The 20,434-nt window shown below is 70.5% G+C and carries 18 protein-coding genes; 10 read left to right on the forward strand and 8 right to left on the reverse strand.

Going from position 1 to position 20,434, the window contains the following annotated elements; genetic code table 11:
* The first annotated feature begins 146 nt into the window (after positions 1–146).
* On the forward strand, positions 147–950 hold the full coding sequence (locus Voc01_RS11500) for a serine hydrolase domain-containing protein (protein WP_203927338.1): 804 nt from the start codon (positions 147–149) through the stop codon (positions 948–950).
* A gap of 30 nt (positions 951–980) precedes the next feature.
* Complete coding sequence (locus Voc01_RS11505) at positions 981–1,370, forward strand: cupin domain-containing protein (RefSeq protein WP_203927339.1); 390 nt, start codon at positions 981–983, stop codon at positions 1,368–1,370.
* Between the two features lie 54 nt (positions 1,371–1,424).
* On the opposite strand, the gene Voc01_RS11510 is transcribed toward Voc01_RS11505, so the two are convergent.
* Together Voc01_RS11510 and Voc01_RS11515 are read right to left on the reverse strand one after the other, a co-directional pair.
* Positions 1,425–2,228 (reverse strand): sugar phosphate isomerase/epimerase family protein, encoded by an 804-nt coding sequence (locus Voc01_RS11510; RefSeq protein WP_203927401.1) that lies wholly within the window; start codon positions 2,226–2,228, stop codon positions 1,425–1,427.
* Between the two features lie 167 nt (positions 2,229–2,395).
* Positions 2,396–3,550 carry a Gfo/Idh/MocA family protein gene (locus Voc01_RS11515; RefSeq protein WP_203927340.1) on the reverse strand — a complete coding sequence of 385 codons (1,155 nt, stop codon included), beginning with the start codon at positions 3,548–3,550 and terminating at the stop codon, positions 2,396–2,398.
* Between the two features lie 159 nt (positions 3,551–3,709).
* On the opposite strand from Voc01_RS11515, the gene Voc01_RS11520 reads away from it, so the two are divergent.
* A complete protein-coding gene (locus Voc01_RS11520; RefSeq protein ID WP_203927341.1) occupies positions 3,710–4,729 on the forward strand; it encodes a LacI family DNA-binding transcriptional regulator in 1,020 nt (339 codons plus the stop codon).
* A 44-nt stretch (positions 4,730–4,773) separates the two neighbouring features.
* Here Voc01_RS11520 and Voc01_RS11525 read toward each other — a convergent pair whose 3' ends face one another.
* On the reverse strand, positions 4,774–6,129 hold the full coding sequence (locus Voc01_RS11525; RefSeq protein WP_203927342.1) for a pectate lyase family protein: 1,356 nt from the start codon (positions 6,127–6,129) through the stop codon (positions 4,774–4,776).
* Between the two features lie 91 nt (positions 6,130–6,220).
* Here Voc01_RS11525 and Voc01_RS11530 point away from each other — a divergent pair, with 91 nt between their 5' ends.
* Together Voc01_RS11530 and Voc01_RS11535 are read left to right on the forward strand one after the other, a co-directional pair.
* The gene (locus Voc01_RS11530) at positions 6,221–7,600 is read left to right on the forward strand and encodes a glycoside hydrolase family 88 protein (RefSeq protein WP_203927343.1); all 1,380 of its coding nucleotides are present in this window, start codon (positions 6,221–6,223) and stop codon (positions 7,598–7,600) included.
* A gap of 56 nt (positions 7,601–7,656) precedes the next feature.
* Complete coding sequence (locus tag Voc01_RS11535) at positions 7,657–8,436, forward strand: 3-ketoacyl-ACP reductase (protein ID WP_203927344.1); 780 nt, start codon at positions 7,657–7,659, stop codon at positions 8,434–8,436.
* Between the two features lie 56 nt (positions 8,437–8,492).
* Here Voc01_RS11535 and Voc01_RS11540 read toward each other — a convergent pair whose 3' ends face one another.
* From Voc01_RS11540 to Voc01_RS11560, 5 genes are read right to left on the reverse strand one after another with little or no spacing between them, the layout of a single operon-like run.
* A complete protein-coding gene (locus tag Voc01_RS11540; protein ID WP_203927345.1) occupies positions 8,493–9,623 on the reverse strand; it encodes a Gfo/Idh/MocA family protein in 1,131 nt (376 codons plus the stop codon).
* Positions 9,620–11,116: a mannitol dehydrogenase family protein gene (locus Voc01_RS11545; RefSeq protein ID WP_203927346.1), complete on the reverse strand. Its 1,497-nt coding sequence runs from the start codon at positions 11,114–11,116 to the stop codon at positions 9,620–9,622. The genes Voc01_RS11540 and Voc01_RS11545 overlap by 4 nt, the downstream gene beginning before the upstream one ends.
* On the reverse strand, positions 11,107–12,390 hold the full coding sequence (locus Voc01_RS11550) for an enolase C-terminal domain-like protein (RefSeq protein ID WP_203927347.1): 1,284 nt from the start codon (positions 12,388–12,390) through the stop codon (positions 11,107–11,109). Before Voc01_RS11550 ends, Voc01_RS11545 begins: the two co-directional genes overlap by 10 nt.
* A gap of 2 nt (positions 12,391–12,392) precedes the next feature.
* Positions 12,393–13,829: a glucuronate isomerase gene (gene uxaC / locus Voc01_RS11555; protein ID WP_203927348.1), complete on the reverse strand. Its 1,437-nt coding sequence runs from the start codon at positions 13,827–13,829 to the stop codon at positions 12,393–12,395.
* Positions 13,826–15,178 carry a Gfo/Idh/MocA family protein gene (locus Voc01_RS11560; protein WP_203927349.1) on the reverse strand — a complete coding sequence of 451 codons (1,353 nt, stop codon included), beginning with the start codon at positions 15,176–15,178 and terminating at the stop codon, positions 13,826–13,828. Before Voc01_RS11560 ends, uxaC begins: the two co-directional genes overlap by 4 nt.
* Positions 15,179–15,435: 257 nt before the next feature.
* On the opposite strand from Voc01_RS11560, the gene Voc01_RS11565 reads away from it, so the two are divergent.
* From Voc01_RS11565 to Voc01_RS11585, 5 genes are all read left to right on the forward strand, one after another.
* Positions 15,436–16,485, forward strand: coding sequence for a LacI family DNA-binding transcriptional regulator (locus Voc01_RS11565; RefSeq protein ID WP_203927402.1), 1,050 nt, complete (start codon positions 15,436–15,438; stop codon positions 16,483–16,485).
* Positions 16,486–16,576: 91 nt separating this feature from the next.
* Entirely contained in the window at positions 16,577–17,848 is a 1,272-nt protein-coding gene (locus tag Voc01_RS11570) for an ABC transporter substrate-binding protein (protein WP_239160122.1), read from the forward strand.
* A 77-nt stretch (positions 17,849–17,925) separates the two neighbouring features.
* A complete protein-coding gene (locus Voc01_RS11575; RefSeq protein ID WP_239160124.1) occupies positions 17,926–18,861 on the forward strand; it encodes a carbohydrate ABC transporter permease in 936 nt (311 codons plus the stop codon).
* Positions 18,862–19,051: 190 nt separating this feature from the next.
* Positions 19,052–19,807, forward strand: a complete 756-nt coding sequence (locus tag Voc01_RS11580) for a carbohydrate ABC transporter permease (RefSeq protein WP_373873807.1) — start codon at positions 19,052–19,054, stop codon at positions 19,805–19,807.
* Positions 19,808–19,811: 4 nt separating this feature from the next.
* Positions 19,812–20,405 (forward strand): DUF624 domain-containing protein, encoded by a 594-nt coding sequence (locus Voc01_RS11585; RefSeq protein ID WP_203927352.1) that lies wholly within the window; start codon positions 19,812–19,814, stop codon positions 20,403–20,405.
* Positions 20,406–20,434: the final 29 nt, after the last annotated feature.

Here is a 20,434-nt window from a genome sequence, read left to right on the forward strand (position 1 = left end):
GGCGCGGACGGTCGAGGCCACTGCCGGCCCGGCCGGACAAGGCCACCGTCAGCCCGGCCGGGCAAGGCCGCCGTCGGTGGAGGCCGTCGGGCGTCAGCGGGGCGGTCGAGTCCGTCGACGGGTCGCCGGGCCGATAGGGTTGGAGCATGCGGGCATTGGACTCAGTGCGCGAATGGCCGGTCGAGCAGGCCGCCGTGGTGGTGCTCGACCGTACCGGTGAGATCGCGCGGACGGGCCCTGACGAGCCGATGCCGTGGGCGTCGGTCACCAAGCTGGTCACGGCGCTCGCGGTGCAGATCGCCGTCTCACAGGGTGACGTCTCGCTCGACGAGCCGGCGGGTCCGCCGGGTGCCACGGTGCGGCACCTGCTGGCACACGCGTCCGGGGTGGGGCCGGAGGACGACAGTGTGCTCGCCCAGCCGGGCAAGCGGCGCATCTACTCCAACCGGGGCTTCGACCTGCTCGGTGAGCTGGTGGCCGAACGTGCGGGAAAGCCCTTTCCCGAGTACCTCGATGCCGAGGTGTTCAGCCCGCTCGGGATGACGCGTACGCGGCTCGACGGGTCACCGGCGCGCGCTGTCACCGGTCCCATCAGCGACCTTGCCGCGCTCGGCGCGGAACTGCTGACACCCACGTTGGCCACCGACCTGCGCGACGAGGCGACCCGGGTGGCGTTTCCCGGGTTGTCCGGGGTACTGCCCGGGTTCGGACGGCAGGCGTCGAACGACTGGGGACTCGGGTTCGAGATCCGCGACGGCAAGAGCCCGCACTGGACGGGTAGCCGCAACTCGCCGGAGACGTTCGGCCACTTCGGACAGACGGGGTCGTTCCTGTGGGTGGACCCGGTGGCCGGTCTCGCGTGTGCCTGCCTGACCGGTACGCAGTTCGGTGAATGGGCCGCGGAGCACTGGCCGCGGCTGAGTGACCTGGTACTTGACGAGCGGGCATGACCTGGCCCGCCGACGGGTAAGGAGTCGGCCATGGAGCACTTCACGATCGCCACTGTTGCCGAGCAGCACGCGGACTTCCGCCGGGTGCTGTGGACCGGCAAGCACAGCCAGCTCGTCATCATGACCGTTCCGCCGAACGGTGAGATCGGCGAGGAGGTCCACGAGGTCGACCAGATCCTCACGTTCGTGAGCGGCGTCGGTGAGGCGCTGGTCAGCGGCGAGAAGCGGAAGGTCGCTCAAGGTGACCTCGTGGTCGTTCCCGCCGGCCGCAAGCACAACTTCATCAACACCGGCCCCAATCCCCTGGTGCTGTACACGGTGTACGCCCCGGCCGAGCACGCCGACGGTGCCGTTCACCGCACCAAGGAGGAGGGCGACGCGATGGAGGAGGCCGGCAAGGACGAGCCGCCCTCGTCCTGACACAACGGTTGGTCCTGGGCTCCCGGCGCGTGCGCATGGGAGTCCAGGACCGTTCTACGGTGTGGACGCGGCCGTCGCGGCCCGGAATCCGGCGACCGCCTCGGCCAGCACGTCGGCACCGGGTCGGGCCCACACCTCCGTGTTGAACACCTCGATCTCGATCGGACCGGTGTAGCCCGACGAGTCCGCATAGGACACCCACGCCGGCAGGTCGATGCAGCCGGTGCCCGGCATGCCCCGGCCCGTGAGGACGCCCGCGGGCAGCGGGGTGATCCAGTCGGCGAGCTGGAAAGCGCTTACCCTGGGCCCGGCGCGACGCACGAGGGCGGGCGCCCGGTCGTCCCACCACAGGTGGTACGTGTCGACCACGACGCCGACCTCGCCGACCTCGTGCCGTTCGGCGATCGCCAACGCCTGGTCCAGGGTGCTGATCACGCACCGGTCGGAGCAGAACATCGGGTGCAGCGGCTCGATCGCGAGCGTCACACCGACCTCACGCGCGTGCGGCACCAGCCGCCCGATCGCGTCGGCGACGTGGACCCGCGCGCCGGCCAGGTCGCGTCCGCCCAGCCCGCCGCTGACGAGCACGAGCACCGACGTTCCCAGCGCGGCCGCCTCGTCGATGGCCCGCCGGTTCTCGTCGTACCAGCCGGCGTCGGCGAAGAACCCGCCCCGGCACAGCGAGGTAACCGCTATCCCGGCGTCGCGCACGAGCCTGGCCGTCTTCTCCAACCCGTAGTCGGCGACCGGCTCGCGCCACAGCCCGATCCCCGGGACGCCCGACCGCACCAGGGCGTCGACGAGGTCGGGCAACGGCCATCCCTGTGTGGTCGCCTGGTTGAAGGAGAACCGCGCCAGCCCGGGCGCGCCCTCCACAGGCCGCCCACCGCCGCGGGTCGCGCCGCCGTCGGGCGTTGCTCCGCCGGCGGCGGGCGTCACGGCACCGCCGCCGACGGGAGCCATGGAGGCGCCGGACGTGGCCTCCGCGGGGGTGGCCGCACCGTCCGCCGCCGGGGTCGCGGTCGTCACCGCGGAACCTCGAGGCGCGGGACCTCGAGGCGCCGGCCCTCGCGCGCCGACTGCAACGCAAGCTCCGCCAGGCGCACGCCGCGGGCACCGGAGGCGAAGTCCCAGTGGTACGGACCGTCCTCGGCGACGTGCCGCAGGAACGCCTCCCACTGCGCCTTGAATCCGTTGTCGAACTCGTCGTTGTCGGGCACCTCGGCCCACTGGGTACGGAAGGGCACCGAGTTGGGAAGGTCCGGGTTCCAGACCGGCTTCGGCGTCATCGAACGATGCTGGACCCGGCAGTGACGCAGTCCGGCCACCGCGCTGCCCTCGGTGCCGTCGACCTGGAACTCGACCAGTTCGTCGCGGTACACCCGCACGCACCAGGAGGAGTTGATCTGAGCGACCGCCCCGCCGGCGAGCTCGAACACCGCGTACGCCGCGTCGTCGGCGGTCGCGGCGTAGGACTCACCCTGCTCGTCGACGCGGGTGTCGATATGGGTCGCCATCGTGCACTGCACCGACCGCACCCCGCCGAACAGCTCCTCGAGCAGGTAGTTCCAGTGCGGCAGCATGTCCATGACGATGCCGCCGCCGTCGGCCGCCCGGTAGTTCCACGACGGACGCTGAGCCGGCTGCCAGTCACCCTCGAAGACCCAGTAGCCGAACTCGCCCCGCACCGACAGGATCCGCCCGAAGAACCCGCCGTCGATGAGCCGCTTGAGCTTGCGCAGCCCCGGCAGGAACAGCTTGTCCTGCACGACACCCGTTTTGAGACCGGCGGCCGCGGCCAGTTCGGCCAGCTCGGTGGCCGCCACGGCCGTCTCCGCCAGGGGCTTCTCGGTGTAGATGTGCTTGCCGGCCTCGATCGCCTGCCGGATCGCCTTCTCGCGACCCGACGTTACCTGTGAGTCGAAATATATCGATACGTCCGGGCGGGCCAGCGCGGCGCCCAGGTCGGTGGACCACTCGGTGAGCCCGTGCCGGGCGGCGATCTCCGCGAGCTTGGCCTCGCTGCGACCGACCAGGACGGGTTCGGGCCAGAGTGTCCCGTCGCGGGTGGGCAGGCCACCCGCCTCGCGGATCGCCAGTAGCGAGCGCACCAGGTGCTGGCGGTACCCCATCCGCCCGGTGACTCCGTTGAGCACGATGCCGATCGACCGGCGCGTCATCCCATTGCTCCCTTGGATCCCACATTCCTAGAGGAAAGCGCTTTCCTGGGGAGGCTAACGGATCGGGCCGGGGCCGACAAGGTCGGGCGTCTACACTGCTGCCACACCGCACGGAAGGGCACTAGATTGGCGCGCCCAGACGACGAGTCGTCAACCAATGTGACGCTGGCCGATGTGGCCCGGCGCGCGCGGGTCTCCCCCGCCACCGCGTCCCGGGTCATCAACGGCAGCACCAAACCCGTCGCCGACGGTCTCCGCGAGCGGGTGCTCAAGGCCGTCGCCGAACTCCGGTACGTGCCCAACGCGCACGCCCAGAACCTCGCCCGTGCGCAGCGCAGCGCGGTGGGCGTCATCGTCCACGACGTGTCCGACCCGTACTTCGCCGAGATCACCCGCGGCCTGCAGCGGATCGCCTCGTCCTACGGTCAGCTCCTGGTGATCTGCAACAGCTACCGTGACCCGCAGCGCGAGCTCGAGTACGTGGCGCTGCTGCGGGCGCAGCAGGCCGGCGCGCTGGTGCTCGCCGGGTCGGGCTACCACGACGCCGAGTTCACCAAGCAGCTCAATGGCCAGCTCAAGGCCTACGCCGAGACCGGTGGCCGGGTGGCCGTGATCGGCCGGCACGAGCTCGTCGGGGCGGCCGTGCTGCCCGACAACACCGTGGGTGCCTACGCGATCGGCCTCGCGGTGTTCGGCAACGGGCACCGCCACGTCGGCGTGATCGCCGGTCCACGCAACCTGACCACGACCACCGACCGGCTCACCGGCATCCGGAACGCGGCGCATGAGAGAGGTGTTCCGCTTCCGGCCAGGCGGATCGTCTACGCCGACTTCACGCGGGACGGCGGAGCCAAAGCCGCGTACGACCTCCTGAACGACCATCCCGAGATCACCGCGATCGTCGCGTTGAACGACTCGATGGCCGTCGGAGCGCTGTCGGTGCTGCGCCAGCGCGGTCTCGACGTGCCCGGTCAGGTGTCGGTCACCGGGTTCGACGACATGCCGATCGCCCGCGACGTCACCCCGTCGCTCACCACCGTCCGGTTGCCGCTCGTCGAGATGGGCGAGCGGGCGATGTCGCTGGCGCTGGGCGGAACGCCGATCGACCACGTCGAGAACGCGTACTCCGAGGTGGTGATCCGCGAGAGTCTCGCCGCGGCGCCCGACATGACGAGGTGAGTGCTGGAGAGCCCCGACGGGCTCTCCAGCACTCGACGTACGGCCTACAGCTTTCCGGCGCCGGCCTGGGCGCCGACCTTCGCCGGCACCGCGGCGGTCGGGTCGACCCCCGCGCCGCGCAGTACAGGTACCCAGCCCGCGTCGGTGCCGAGGTCCGGGTCGTGGGTGGCGTTGTACTCGGCGAGCAGGCTGACGGGAACGGGCTTTCCTGAGCCGACCCGGGCCAGCGTGCCGATCTCGGTCATCGCGGTGCCGCCCCAGTCGTAGACGAACTCGTCGAGACCGAGGTCGGCGCTGCGCAGCAGGAAGTTGTTCTCGGCGTAGAGCGCCGACTGCACGCCCACGCCCCACGAGTAGGAGAACGGCTCCTCGTCGGTCTGGTAGAAGAAGTTGTTGTACAGGTCCACCTGGCCGAAGCGGACCCGCGGCGCACGCTGCCCGACGTTGGCGAACCGGTTGTGGTGCAGGGTCACGCGGAGCTTGCCGACGTCGACGCCGGGCGTGTTCGTCGATCCGATCAGCATCGTCTTGTCGTGCTCGAACAGGTTGTTCCAGCTCGCCGTGACGTAGTCGGAGCCGCGGATGATGTCGAAGAGCCCGTCGTGCACCTGGTAGGGCCGGCCGAAGTACACCGGCTGCGCGCTGTCCTGGTTGTCTCCGTCGGTGAACGTGTTGTGGTCGACCCACACGTTCGTCGCGGCGGTGAGCGTCAGCGTGTCGTGCAGCGAATTCCAGTTGCCGGCGTCGCCGTCGGTCGGCGTCCACGCCGGGAAGCAGTCGTAGGCGTCCTCGAGGGCGACGTTGCGGAGGATCACGTTGCTCACCCGGTCGAACATGATGTTCGCGCCGGTGATCGTCGCCGAGCGACCGAGCCCGATGATCGTGGTGTTCGAACCGACGAAGATGCGGATCCGCGCGGTCTGGTTGGCCGCCGAGCGGACCCGGGCCTCCTCCAGCGGCCCGCTGGGCGCGACCCGACCCCAGGTCGCGGGGTCGTAGGCGGCCAGGTACGCGTCGAGGCTGTACCCGGGGTCGGCGTAGTCGTCGCAGGCAAGCGCGTTCCCGGCGTCGTCGACGTTGGCGTCGATGTGACCGGTGACGAACACGATCTTCGGTGTGGCGTTCAGGCGGTTGGTGGCGTTGTCGCCGCCGAGCGCCGCGATGAGGCTGGCCCGGTCGGTGGCCACCCGGATGTCGGCCTGCGCGGCGGCCGATCCGCCGGTGGTGCCGGTGCCGGCCGACCCCCAGCCGTCACCGGCCGGGAGGGTCTGACGGGCGAGGGCGAGGGCCCCGGCGGTGACCGTCGGAGCCGCCGCGGCGGTGGTGAGGGGAACGGCGGTGGTGACGGCCAAAGCCGTTGCTGCACAAGCGGTAGCGGCCACTAATGTGCGGAGACGCATGGGGGCTCCTATATAGGAAAGCGCATTCCTGAGGTACCGTGACACGCCCCGGGGTTCGAGGTCAACGTTCCCGGTGTGCAGTTTTGTTGCAGTGCGACAGGGAGGCTCCACAGTGGAGATCGACGAGAAGCTGACCCCCACCGACCTGCTGCCGAAGATCGACAGGCTGTGGGCGGCCTCCGGCGGGAAGATCGAGTCCATCGAACAGACGTGCCCGCCGTCCGAGGGCGCGCCCGTGTTCACCGTCGACGGGCGTTACACCGCCCGGGGTTGGACCGAGTGGACGGAGGGCTTCCGGTACGGCGCGGCGCTGCTGCAGTTCGACGCCACCGGCGACGAACGGTTCCTCACCATCGGTCGCGACGCGACGTTCGAGCGGATGGCGAGCCACGTCAGCCACGTCGGCGTCCACGACCACGGTTTCACGAACGTCAGTACGTACGGCGCGCTGCTGCGGCTGCTCCACGAGGGCCGGGTCGAGGGCGACCGCGCCGCATACGAGATCGCGCTCAAGGTCAGCGGCGCGGTGCAGGCGGCCCGGTGGCGCACCACCGCCGACGGTACCGGCTACATCTACTCGTTCAACGGGCCGCAGTCGTTGTTCGTCGACACGATCCGGTCGTGCCGGGCGTTGGCGATGGCGCACCAGCTCGGCCACGTGCTGATGGGCGAGCAGGACAAGCCGGTCTCGCTGCTCGGGCGGCTGGTCGAGCACGCCGCGAACACCGCGAAGTGGAACATTTTCCACGGGACCGGCCGCGACCGCTACGACGTCCGCGGGCGCACCGCCCACGAGTCCATCTTCAACGTCAACGACGGCGCCTTCCGCTGCCCGTCGACCCAGCAGGGGTACTCGGCGTTCACCACCTGGACGCGCGGACTGGCGTGGGCGATGGCCGGCTACCCCGAGCTGCTCGAGTGGGTCGCCACCCGCTCGGACGAGGAGCTGGAGACCGTCGGCGGACGGGAGAGCGTCACCGCGATGATGCTCGACGCGGCGACCGCGACCTGCGACTTCTACCTCGCCAACACACCCACCGACGGGGTGCCGTACTGGGACACCGGTGCGCCCGGGCTCGCCGCGATGGGCGACTACCTCGACCGCCCGGCCGACCCGTTCAACGACCACGAGCCGGTCGACTCGTCGGCGGCCGCGATCGCCGCGCAGGGCCTGCTGCGACTGGGCCGCTACCTGGGTGACGCGGGAACGAAGTACTGGCAGGCCGGCCTGACGGTGTGCGACACCCTGTTCGGCGAGCCGTATCTCAGCACCGATCCGTCGCACCAGGGGCTGCTGCTGCACTCGGTCTACCACTGGCCGAACGGCTGGGACCACGTGGCGCCGGGACAGCGCGTTCCCAACGGGGAGGCCTGCATGTGGGGCGACTACCACCTCCGGGAGGTGGCGCTGTACGTCGGGCGCGTGGCGCGGGACGAGCCGTACTACACGTTCTTCGGCGGCTCCCGGTGAGCGCCGGGGAAAGCGCTGTCCCCGTGGGCCCGGCGAGCGCGGAAAGCGCTGTCCCCGTGGAGCGGCAGCGGCCCGTCGCGCTGGTCACCGGGGCGTCGCGCGGGATCGGGCGCGGGGTGGCCCTGGCGCTGGGCGGTGCCGGCTACGACGTCGTGGTCAACTACGTGCGCGACGCCGACGCGGCCGGCAAGGTAAGCGCTTCCCTGGCCGAGCTCGGCGTGCGGGGCCACGTCTCGCGGGCGGACATCTCGGTGGCCGCCGACCGGGAGCGGCTGGTGGCCGACGTCTACGACACGTTCGGCCGGCTCGACCTGCTGGTGAACAACGCCGGCGTGGGGCCGAAGGTGCGCGCCGACATCCTGGAGGCGTCGGAGGAGTCCTTCGACCACATGATCGGCGTCAACCTGCGCGGTCCGTACTTCCTGACCCAGCTCGTCGCCAACCGGATGGTGGTGCGCGACCGCAGCGGCGTCCCCGCACCGAAGATCGTCATCATCTCGTCGATCAGCGCGTACACGGCGAGCGCCAACCGGGGCGACTACTGCGTGGCCAAGGCCGGCCTCGCGATGACGGCCAAGCTGTTCGCGGCGCGGCTCGCCGGTCACGGCATCAACGTCTACGAGATCCGGCCGGGCATCATCGAGACCGACATGACCGGACCGGTCCGCGACCGGTACGACGACCTCATCCACAACAAGGGCCTGACACCGATCGCCCGCTGGGGCGTGCCCGAGGACGTCGGGCGGGCGGTGGTCGCGGTTGCCACGGACCTGTTGCCGTTCAGCACCGGTCAGGTGATCGACGTGGACGGCGGGTTCCACCTCCGGACGCTCTGAGCAACCGGTTCCCGCCCCGCTCCGCGCGGAGCGGGGCGGGGCGGGGCGGGAACCGCCTACGCGAGCCGGTGCTCGTACGTCGTCGCCGGCGCCGTCCACGGGAACGCGGTTTCCGAGAACAGTGCTCCCGCCGCCGCGGCAGCGGCCACCGCCGGCTCGACGCCGTCGATGGCCAGGCCGCCGTCGTGCGACACGAGGAACCGTGGGTCCACCGGGACGGGCGGGGGTGCGGCGACCACCGCCTCCAGCACCGCGGTGAAGGCACGCGTGCGTTCGAGCTCGGCCCGCAACGGCACCTCCGGGTCGTCCCGGTGCGCCAACAGGTTCAGTAGCAGGTCCTCGCGTCCCGGGACGAGGGTCCAGCCGGCGCCCGGCAACCGGAGCCGGTCCGTCGGGTACTCGAGCACGGCGCTGCCGGCGCTGCCGGTCACCGTGATGTCGCCCGCGCGGAACTGGCGGGACGCGAGCGTCACCGCCACGGTGAGGCGGCGGTCGTTGGGGAACGTGAGGCGCACGCATCCGGTGTCCTCGACCTCGATCTGCCCGGCCCGGTACCGCTGCACCTCGGCGAGCACCGGAGCGCCCCATCCGGCCCCGGCGGCGACCGCCAGGCCCTGCATCACGGCGTGGGCGAACGCGTTGAGCAACGCGCCGTCTATCACCGGACGGCCGTCGAGAATGCGCTTTCCCGACCACGGTGAGCGGACCCAGTACGCCGGCGGCCGCCACCACGTACCGGCCACGCCAATCGCCTCGACCTCACCCAGAACTCCGGCGGCGATCCCGTCGACCAGCCGGGCGAGGGCGGCCGACCCGAGCGCCTGGAAGTTCACCTGGACCGGCAGCTTCGCCTGCTCCGCCTCGAGCGCCAGTGACGCGTGCTCGGCCAGCGACGCCACCGGCGGCTTCTCGAGCAGCACGTCGTATCCGGCGCGCAGCACGTCGCGCGCGATCGGCAGGTGGGTGTGCGGCGGCGTGCAGATGACCACCGCGTCGGGCCCGGTCGCCGCCAACATGTCGGTGTGGTCGGTGAACACCGCAACGCCGTCGAGCGGGGCGTCGGGGTCCTGCTGCGGCGGACGCACGTCGCTGACGGCGCACAGGCGGAGGCCCGGCGTCCGCTCGATCAGCCGGCGATGCCAGAGACCGTGCCCGGACGCACCGATCAGGGCGACGGCCCGGTTCATGAGGAGGACACCTCCGCCAGGACCGCGGGAACCCCGCCCCGGGCCAGCACGGTGAGCCAGTGCTCGACCAGGCCGCGCACCTCGTCGTCGCCGGCCAGCTCCGCGGGGAACACCGCGTCGATCGCGAACAACGCGGCTGCCAGCTCCGACGGCTTGTCGTCCACTGAGGACACCGCCCCCCGCAGCCGGTCGGCCAACGGATCGTCGAGCGGCAACGCGGTGCCGTCGTCGGCGTAGCCCCGCACGAACCGCATCCACGCGGCGAGCACGAGACAACCCCATACGGGACGGGCGCCCGCGGCCCGGCGGTCGACGAGCGTGCCGATCAGCCGCTGCGGGAGCTTCTGCGACCCGTCCATCGCGACCTGCAGGGTGCGGTAGCCGAGCGCCGGGTTGGCGAACCGCTCGCGCACGGTGCGGCCGTAGGCCTCGACGGACACGCCCGGCGGCGGCACCAACGTGGGCGCGATGTCCGACCCGATCAGCCGGTCGAGGAACGCGTCGATCCCGGGCAGGTGCAGCACCTCGTCGATCGGACCCACACCGGCCAGCGCACCGAGGTACGCGAGTGCACTGTGGACACCGTTCAAAGTCCGCAGTTTCAGGCTTTCCCACGGCCGCGCATCGTCGGTGAGCACCACGCCGGCGTGCTCCCACGCGGGGCGGCCACCCGGGAACTCGTCCTCGACCACCCACTGCGCGAACGGCTCGGCCGCGACCGGAACCAGGTCGGCGACGCCGAGCGCGCGGAGAGCCGACGCGCGTGTCGCGTCGGTGGTCGCGGGCACGATGCGGTCGACCATCGTGCCGGGGAACGACACCGCACCGTCGAGCCACGCCCGGGCCCGCTCCCCCGCCGGCCCGGGCACCTCGGCCAGTGCCGCCTCCAACAGGGCCCGCGTGCGGCGCCCGTTCGACGGAAGGTTGTCGCAGCTGACCACCGCGATCGGCGCGCCGGTCGCCGCACGCGCCAGCAGACCGCGGGCCAGCAGACCGGGGACCGTGCGCGGCGGGCGGTCGGTGACCACGTCGGCGCGCACCTCGTCGTCGATGCGGGGAACGCCGCTGACAGGGTCGAGCCGGTAGGCCTTCTCGGTGACGGTGAGCGTCACCATCCGGATGGCCGGGTCGGCCAGGCGCGCGACCACCGCCAGCGGGTCGGCGGCGGCGTGCATCAGGTCGACGTGCACCCCGAGCGTCCGCGGCCGCACCGACCCCGGGCCGACGGTCAGCACGCTGTAGAGCCGGTCCTGCGCGGCCAGCGCGTTCAGGATGTCGACCGAGCGCGGCGCGACACCCACGATGCCCCAGTCGCCGCCGGCCGCTACGATCGCGTCTTCGATGTAGACGGCCTGGTGCGCCCGGTGGAACGCGCCGAGGCCGAGGTGGAGGATGCCGGCGCCGACGCCGCCGTCGAGCAGGGGCCGGGCCGCGTCGGGCAGCAGGTCCACAGTGGACCTGCCCAGCCGGGCGACCGCCGCGTCTACCGCCATGCCGGACCGTCCGGGAACGAGAACTCGGCGATGGAGGCGGGCTTCATCGCGACGCTGTACCCGGGGGCGGTCGGCAGCCGGTAGCGGCCGTTGCGCACCGAGACCGGATCGACGAAGTGCTCGTGCAGGTGATCGACGTACTCGACCATCCGGCCGTCGAGCGAGGTACCGACCCGCAGGTAGTCGAAGATCGCCAGGTGCTGCACGTACTCGCACAGCCCGACGCCGCCGGCGTGCGGACACACCGGCACACCGAACTTGGCCGCCATCAACAGGATCGACAGGACCTCGTTGACACCGGCCACGCGGCACGCGTCGACCTGGCAGACCCGGATCGCCTCGGCCTGCAGCAACTGCTTGAAGATCACCCGGTTCGCCGCGACCTCGCCGGTGGCGACACGCGTGAAGGGCAGCGCACGGGCGATCCGCGCGTGCCCCAGGACGTCGTCGGCGTGGGTCGGCTCCTCGATCCAGTACGGGTCGAACTCTGCGAGGCGCTGCATGTTGGCGATCGCCTCGTCGACGTCCCAGATCTGGTTGGCGTCCATCATCAGCAGCGTGTCGGGGCCGACCTCCGAACGGATCAGCCGGGCCCGCCGGATGTCGTCCTCGATGGGACCGCCGACCTTCATCTTGACCGCGCGCCACCCCTCCTCGTACGCCGTCCGGCTCAGGGAGCGGACCTTGTCGTCGGGGTAGCCGAGCCAGCCGACCGAGGTGGTGTACGACGGGAAGTCGTGCTCCTCGAGGAACGCGAGCCGCTCGGCGTACCCGTCGCGTCCCTTGTCCAATATGGACCGTGCCTCGTCGGGGGTGAGGGCGTCGCTGATGTGGTGGAAGTCGATCGAGGCGACCAGTTCCTCGGTGTCCATCTCGGCGAGGAAGCGCCACATCGGCTTGCCGGCCAGCCGGGCGCGCAGGTCCCAGACCGCGTTGACCATCGCGCCGGCCGCCATGTGGATGACGCCCTTCTCCGGGCCCAGCCAGCGCAGCTGGGGATCAGCCGTCAGCGACCGGAAGAAGGCGACCTGGTCCAGGTCGTCCAGCGACAGCCCCACCAGGTGGTGCGAGAGCGCACGGACGGCACCGCAGGTCAGCTCGTTGCCGCGCCCGTTCGTGAACGTCAGGCCGGAGCCGACGACGCCCGAGTCGGTCCGCAGCTCGACGTACGTCGCCGAGTAGTCGCCGCGGTTGATGGAGTCGGAGCCGTCGCCCGCCTCCGCGGTGGGGAACCGCACGTCGTGCACGTCGACGGCCGTGATCGTGGTCGCCATGGTCAGCCTTCCAACCGGAACACGTTCTTGGGCAGGTGGTAGGCGAGGTCGGCGATCGTCTGCGCGGCCTCGTCGAGCGGGAGCCGGTCCTCGGCGACGAGCCGGGCCAGGAACGCGGCGTCGATGCGGCGGGCCACGTCGTGGCGCACCGGGATGGAGCAGAACGCGCGGGTGTCGTCGACGAACCCGGACGTGTTGTAGAAGCCGGCCGTCTCGGTGACCGTCTCGCGGAACCGGCGCAGACCCTCCGGGGAGTCCAGGAACCACCACGGCGCACCGAGGTAGACCGCCGGGTAGCCGCCGGCGAGCGGAGCCAGCTCGCGGGTGAACACCGTCTCGTCCAACGTGTACAGGACGAGCCGGAACCGGGGATCGTTGCCGAACCGGTCGAGCAGCGGCATCAGGCCGCGCACGTAGTCGGTGGCCGTGGGGATGTCGCCGCCGACGTCGCGGCCGTGGGTCGTGTGCAGCCACCGGTTGTGGTTGCGGGTGGCGCCGGGGTGCAGCTGCATCACCAGACCGTCCTCGACGGACATCTCGGCGAACGCGACGAGCATATGGGCTCGGAACGCCTCGGCGTCGACCGCGTCGGCGGTGCCGTTGAGCCCCTTCTCGAACAGCACCGCGGCCTCGTCGCGGCTGAGGTCGAGGGTCAGTGCGGTCGGGTGTCCGTGGTCGGAGGACGTGGCGCCCGCGGCGATGAACGCCTCCCGGCGCGACCGCAGCGCGGACAGGAAGCCGTCGTAGGTCGTGGTGTTCTCGCCCGTGAGGGCGCCGAGCGCGGCGACCCGGGCCGGCCAGCCGGCCCACTCGAAGTCGACCAGGTCGTCGGGACGGAACGTGGTGACCACCCGGTCGCCCCAGCCGTCGGCCTTGAGCCGGGCGTGCGACTCCAGCTTGTCGAGCGGGTACTCGGTCGTGGCGAGCAGCTCGATGTTGAACCGCTCGAACAGCGCGCGCGGCCGGAAGTCCGGTTTGGACAGTCGCTCGGAGATCGCGTCGTAGACCTCGTCGGCGTTGCCCCACCCGGCCGTTCCACCGGCACGCAGCGGCGGCACGTCGAACACGTCGCTGAACACCCGCTCCAGCCACATCCGCGACGGCGTGCCGCGGAACAGGTGCCAGTTGGCGGCGAAGCGGCGCCAGATCTCCCGGCCGTCGGTCTCCACCTCGATGTCCGGGTCGGCGCCGGGAAGCGTCGCCACGCCGAGCTTCGACGGCGGGATGCCCTGGCTGAGCAGCATCCGCGTGACGTAGTGGTCGGGCACCACGATGAGCCGGGCCGGATCGCTGAACGGCGCGTCGTCGGCGAGGAGCGCCGGATCGACGTGGCCGTGCGGCGAGATGAGCGGCAGCGGCGCCGCGACGGCGTACAGTTCGCGCGCGATCGAGCGCTGGGTGGGGTCGACCGGGAAGAGGTGGTCGCTGTCGGTCTTCACGAAGGGGTCTCCACAAGCAGGTCGGCCACCCGCACGCGCTGTCCGGTGGCGATGGAACGGTTCGCGGCCAGGCCCACCAGGAGCGCCTGCGCGCCCTCCCGTTCGGTGGCCCGGCGGCCGAGCGGGTCCGGCGGCTGGTCGGGCCGCAGCAACGCGGCCAGCATGCGCGAGTCGGCCCCGCCGTGGCCGTGCCGGCTGTGCCCGGTGATCGGCACCTCCCGCGGCGGTTCCCAGAACGGCCTTACCAGGACCCGGATCCAGCCGTTCTCGGCGGCGGCCTCGACACCGTGCAGCGCCGCCGACTTGCCCTTCACCTCGCCCGCGAGGGTCGGCGCCACATGGTCGTTCTCCACGACCTCGACCTCCAGACGCCCGCGACTGCCGTTGAACCCGATGCGGTAACCCTCCCACGGCGAGTACGCGGTGAGGTGGTAGGTCATCGTCGCGCCGGTGGAGTAGTCCACGAGCACCGCCATGTCGTCCTCGATCGTCACACCGGGCGCGAACACGTTCTGGTCGCGGCGGTAGCCGTCGTGGGCCTCGGCGTCGAGGTACAGCTCGCGCAGCGCGGGCTGCGCGGCCAGGTGCAACGCGAACGGGTCGTCGCGGGCCGCGTCGGCGCCGTGCGCGCGGTCGTAGGGCCGCGCGTAGCCGTGCCGTCCGCCGGCGTCCGGGCCGTAGAAGGACAGGCGACCGGACCCGGAGACGGTGACCGGCTGCGCGTCGAGCCACCAGTTCACAAGGTCGAAGTGGTGGCTCGCCTTGTGCACCAGCAGCCCGCCGGAGCTGGCCTTGTCACGGTGCCACCGGCGGAAGTAGTCGGCGCCGTGCCGCACGTCGAGCAGCCATTCGAAGTGCACCGAGGCGATCTCGCCGACCACGCCCGACGCCAGCAGTTCGCGCACCGTCTCGTGCACCGGGTTGTAGCGGTAGTTGAACGTGACGGTGACCGAGCCGGGGTTCTCCCGCGCGGCGGCCAGTACCCGCCGGCACTTCTCCTCGTCGGTCGTCATCGGCTTCTCGACGATCACGTCACAGCCCGCTTCGAGGGCGGTGACGATGTACCGGTCGTGCGTCGCATCCACTGTGGACACCACGACGGCGTCGACCCGCTCCTTCGCGAGCATCGCCGCGAAGTCGTCGGCGGCGTACGTGGGCACGGGCGCCGCGCCGAACTCACCGAGGCGGCGGTTGTGCGCGGCCATCCGGTGCGGGTTGGTGTCGGCCAACCCGACGAGCTCGACGACGTCGGAGTGGTCGACGGCGATCGCCGACGTGTACATCTCGGCCCGGGCGCCGGTGCCCACGATCGCGAAACGCCGGCGCACAGCGGGGTCGGCGGGGGGCATTGCTCCTCCTCGATGCGGAGTGACACGGGTCGGCGCCGGGCCGACACGGAGCGGCACGACGGCGGGGGGCGGCCCGCCGGGCAGCAAACGTTTGCAGCGAACTATCAACGACCACCACCCGGTCCGTCAACGGTTCAGGACAGAAAGTCCATTAAGCGGTAGTTTCCCCCACTGTTCAGATGTAACCGTCAGGCATCGACCCGTTGACATGGACGCAACCGTTTGCATTAATAGCTCCACTCATGAGGGAGGCTGTGGTGCCGGTCACCATCCGAGATGTCGCCCGGGCGTCGGGCGTGCACGTGTCCACCGTCTCCCGTACCTTCTCCGCGCCCCACCTGGTGAACCCGGAGACGCGCGACCGTGTGCTCGCCTCGGCCGAGGAGCTGGGCTACCGGCCCAACCGGGCCGCGCGGGCGCTCATCACCGGGCGCACGCACAACCTCGGCCTGATCGTGGCCGACATCGCCAACCCGTTCTTCCCACCACTCATCAAAGCGGCCGAGAGTCAGGCGCGGCTGCGCGACTATCACGTGTTCATCGCCGACACCAACGAGGATCCGGTCGTCGAGGCGGAGGTCGTCCAGGCCCTCGCCAAACAGGTCGACGGGATCCTGTTGTGCAGCCCGCGCATGAGCAACGATCTCATCGAGCAGTCTCGACGGGTCGTTCCGCTCGTCGTGGTCAACCGGCTCGTCGACTCGATTCCGTCGGTCGTGATGGATGTCGGCCAGGGCGCGCGCCGCGCCATGGAGCACCTCGTCGAGCTCGGTCACAAGCAGATCGCGCTGCTCGCCGGTCCCAGAGGCTCATGGACCAACCGCGAGATCCGCCGCGCCGCGGCCGCGACGGCACGCGGCGCCGGCGCGACCCTGCAGGTGATCGGACCCAACCAACCCAACCAGGACGCCGGATCGGCTGCGGCCGAACAGGTTCGCCGCGCCGGTGTCACCGCCGTGCTCGCCTACAACGACCTGTTGGCGTTCGGCCTTCTCGACGGGCTCGAACGCCTCGGTGTCGATGTGCCGGGCGAGCTGAGCGTCGTCGGGATCGACGACACGCTCGCGCGGTTCGCCCGCCCCAGACTGACCACGGTCGCCACTCCGGCGGCGGCCGCGGGTCGGGCGGCCGTCGACATGCTTCTGCAACATGACGACGACCGCCGTACCACCGCACAGGTCACGCTGCAGACCGAACTGGTCGTACGCGCCTCCACCGGCCCGGCCCCGCATCGCCCTGCGGGACCGGCCGGCGCGACCGCCGGCGCTACCGCCAACTACGCGGTCGCTGGCCATCTCAAGGAGTAGATCGATGTCACCCGGAAACCCACCCCTCACGAGAGTCACGAGACCCGTGCAAGATCACGGTACAACCTCCCGCCGTCGCCTGCTATCGCTCATGACGGCGTTCGCCGTAGCCGTTCCGCTGACCCTGACCGCCTGCGGAGGCGACGACGACAAGAAGGCGTCGGCAGACCCCAACCGGAAGATCGAGCTCCAGGTCTTCTGGTGGGGTGGCGCGAAACGCGCCGAGAACACCCAGAAGGTGCTCGATCTCTACACCCAGAAGCACCCGAACGTGACGTTCAAGGTCGAGCAGCAGCCGAACGCGGGCTACTACGACAAGTTGGCCACCCGCGCGGCCGGCGGCAACGCGCCGGACATCTTCCAGCTCGACGACGGCGGGCTCGCCGAGTACGCCCAGCGCAACGTCACCCTGGACCTGACGAAGTACGTCAAGAGCAACGCGATCGACACCAAGGACATCCCCAAGGGGCTCGTCGAGTACGGCGTCGTGAACGGTAAGAACGCCGCGGTTCCGGCCGCGCAGAACACTCCCGGCATGATCTACGACAAGACCGTGCTGCAGCAGTACGGGCTCGCGGAGCCGAAGATCGGCATGTCGTGGGAAGAGATCATCAGCCTGGGCGAGCAGCTGTCGCAGAAGAGTGGCGGCAAGGTCCAGGGCATCATGGACCCGAGCGCCGACTACAAGGCGCTGTGGCTCTGGCTGCGGCAGCAGGGCAAGGAACTGTACACATCGGACGGTAAGGTCGCGGCGACCACCGAGGATGTGAAGAAGTGGTTCGACATGTGGGCCGACGCCCGCGCCAAGAAGGCCGTTCCGACGGCCGACCTGGTGCACACCGCCAACACCGGTGACGTCACCAAGCAGCTCGTCGTCACCGGGCAGGCCGGCACCGCGTTCATGTGGTCCAACCAGCTCGCCGAGCTGCAGAAGAGCACCAAGAACAGCCTGGGGCTCACCGCCTACCCCGGTAACCCGAGCGGCCAGTTCGCCCGCGCCTCGTTGTACTGGGCGGGTTCGCGCACCACGAAGGAAGCGGACACGGTCGCCGACGTCCTCAACTTCATGGTGAACGACCCGGAGGCCGCGAAGATCCAGGGCGTCGAGCGGGGTCTTCCGGCGAACCTGAAGAACCGCGACATCGTCGCGCCGTCGCTGACGGAGCCGGAGAAGGTCACCGTCGCGCTGGAGGGTGAGCTGAACTCGAAGTTCGGCAAGGCCCCGCCGGTGCCGCCGAAGGGCCACGTGAAGCTGCGCGCCGAGCTGATCACCGCAGCCGAGCTGGTGCAGTACGGCAAGGCGAGCACGCAGGCGGCCGCCGAGGAGTTCATGTCCAAGGCGAAGGCCGCTGTCGGCAGCTGAGTCACGGTGCCGGCCGGGGTCCCCGCGATCCCGGCCGGCACCACACGTAGGGGGTTTGCGTGGCCACCACCACACAGCTGCGTCCCGAGGCACCCGCTGAGAAACCGGCATCCCGCCGCCCGTCGAAGTGGCGCGAAGGCATCGCCGGTTATGTCTTCCTCAGCCCGTTCCTGCTGGGGCTCATGGGAATCACCGCGATTCCCATGCTGTACTCGCTGTACCTGAGCTTCACCAACTACGAACTGCTGGGCCGGACGTCCGACTGGATCGGCTTCGAGAACTACATCGAGCTGTTCACCAACGACCCGCAGTTCTGGCACGCCGTCCAGGTGACGCTCGTCTTCGCGCTCGTCGCCGTGCCGCTGAAACTGGCGGTGGCGCTGGGCGTCGCGATGCTGCTCAACCGCGAACGGCGCGGCACGGGGCTGTTCCGCGGCCTGTTCTACCTGCCGTCGTTGCTCGGCGGCAGCGTCGCGATCGCCATCATCTGGCGGGCCATGTTCGACCGCGACGGGGCGTTCAACAGCCTCCTGGCGTTCTTCGGCGTCGAGGGCAAGCCGTGGGTCAACGACCCCGACTGGGCGCTGGAGACGTTGATGCTGCTGGCGATCTGGCAGTTCGGCGCGCCGATGGTCATCTTCCTCGCGGGGCTGAAGCAGGTGCCGCAGGAGCTGTACGAGGCCGCGGCGGTCGACGGCGCGGGAGCGTGGCGGCGGTTCCGCAACATCACGCTGCCGATGCTCTCACCGGTGATCTTCTTCAACCTGGTGCTCGAGACCATCAACGGCTTCCAGGGCTTCACGTCGGCGTTCGTGCTCAGCGACGGCACGGGCGGACCGACCGACTCCACGCTCATGTACACGCTCCAGCTGTACAACCGGGGATTCACCGAGTTCGAGATGGGTTCCGCGTCGGCGATGGCGTGGGTGTTCCTGTTGAGCATCGGCCTCATCACCGTCGCGCTGTTCAGCACCGGACGCATGTGGGTCCACTACGCCGACGAGGAGGGCTGAGATGGGACAGGCAACGACGCGGCTGCCCGTACCGCAGCAGCCGCGCGCGTCGGGCGGGCCCGGGCACCGTCGCCAGGCGAACCGGGAGGAGCTGCTGCGCAAGCGGCGGCAGACGGAGCTGACCAAGAGCGTGTTCCGGTTCATCGCGATCGTGGCGGTGCTGGCGGTCGTGCTGTACCCGCTGCTGTGGATGCTCGGCACGTCGTTCAAGTCGCCCACCGAGGTCAACAGCAGCAACAGTCTGCGGCCCGAGGAGTTCTGGCCGCAGAACTACCCCGACGGCTGGAAAGCGCTTCCCAGCGTCACGTTCGGCCGCTTCTTCCTCAACAGCACGGTGATCGCGCTGGCGACCGTGGTGGGCAACTGCGTGTCGTGTCTGGTGGCGGCGTACGCGTTCGCGCGGTTGCGGTTCCCGTTGCGGGGACTGTGGTTCGCGCTGATGATCGCGACCCTGCTGCTGCCCAGCCACGTGCTGATCGTGCCGCAGTACATCCTGTTCAACTACTTCGGCTGGATCAGCACGCCGCTGCCGCTGATCGTGCCGAAGATCCTGGCCACCGAGGCGTTCTTCATCTTCCTCATGGTGCAGTTCATGCGCGGCATCCCGCGCGACCTCGACGAGGCCGCGAAGATCGACGGGTGCAGCCCGTACGGGGTGTTCTGGCACATCATCCTGCCGCTGTCGAAGCCCGCGCTGGTCACCACCGCGATCTTCTCGTTCATCTGGACGTGGAACGACTTCTTCACCCAGCTGATCTACCTGTCGGGTGGGGAGAACCTCACGATCCCGGTCGGCCTGCGGATGTTCCAGGACTCCGGCGGGCAGAACTCGATCGGTCCGATGTTCGCGATGTCGGTACTCTCGCTGCTACCGGTGTTCCTGTTCTTCGTGGCGTTCCAGCGGATGCTGGTGCAGGGCATCAACACGTCCGGGCTGAAGGGCTGACACCATGGCCGAACGTGCCGCACGGCCCCGGACCGACTGGCGGGAAGGGCTCACCGTCGCCGCCGACCTCGCGCTGATCGGTATCGGGGTCACGGTGGCATCCCTGCCCCTGCTGACCGCCGGTGCCGCGGTGCGGGCGGGTTCGGTGGCCGTGCGACACGTCGTCGACGGCGACCGCGTTCCGTCCTTTGTGGACCTGTGGCGCGTGTTCCGGCGCGCGTTGGCACCCGGGGCGGTGGCGACCGTCGTGGTCCTGGCCGTCGCCGCCCTACTGGCCGTCGACGTCGCGGTGCTGTCGAGCGGACGCGTGCCCGGCGGCACGGTCGTCCTGGCGGCGACCGTGGTGCTGGCGGCCACCCTCGCGGCGCTGGCCGCCCTCACCACCGTGCGGCTGGGCCGTGCGTCCGGAGACTCCTGGCGGGCCGCGTCGAAATGGGCGTTCGCCGCGGCCCGCCAGGCACCCGGCGCGGCGCTGGCGACGGCCGGCGTAGTCGCGCTGACGGCGGCGATCGCGTTTCTGGTGCCGGTCACCGCGCCGCTGCTCGTCGGCTTCGCGCTGTTCGCGCTGCACGTGGTGACCCTCCGCTTCGTGCGGTAAGCGCTTTCCGCTGAGCGGATCTACGTGCA

It is taken from the genome of Virgisporangium ochraceum (assembly GCF_016863655.1).
GTDB classification, from domain to species: domain Bacteria; phylum Actinomycetota; class Actinomycetes; order Mycobacteriales; family Micromonosporaceae; genus Virgisporangium; species Virgisporangium ochraceum.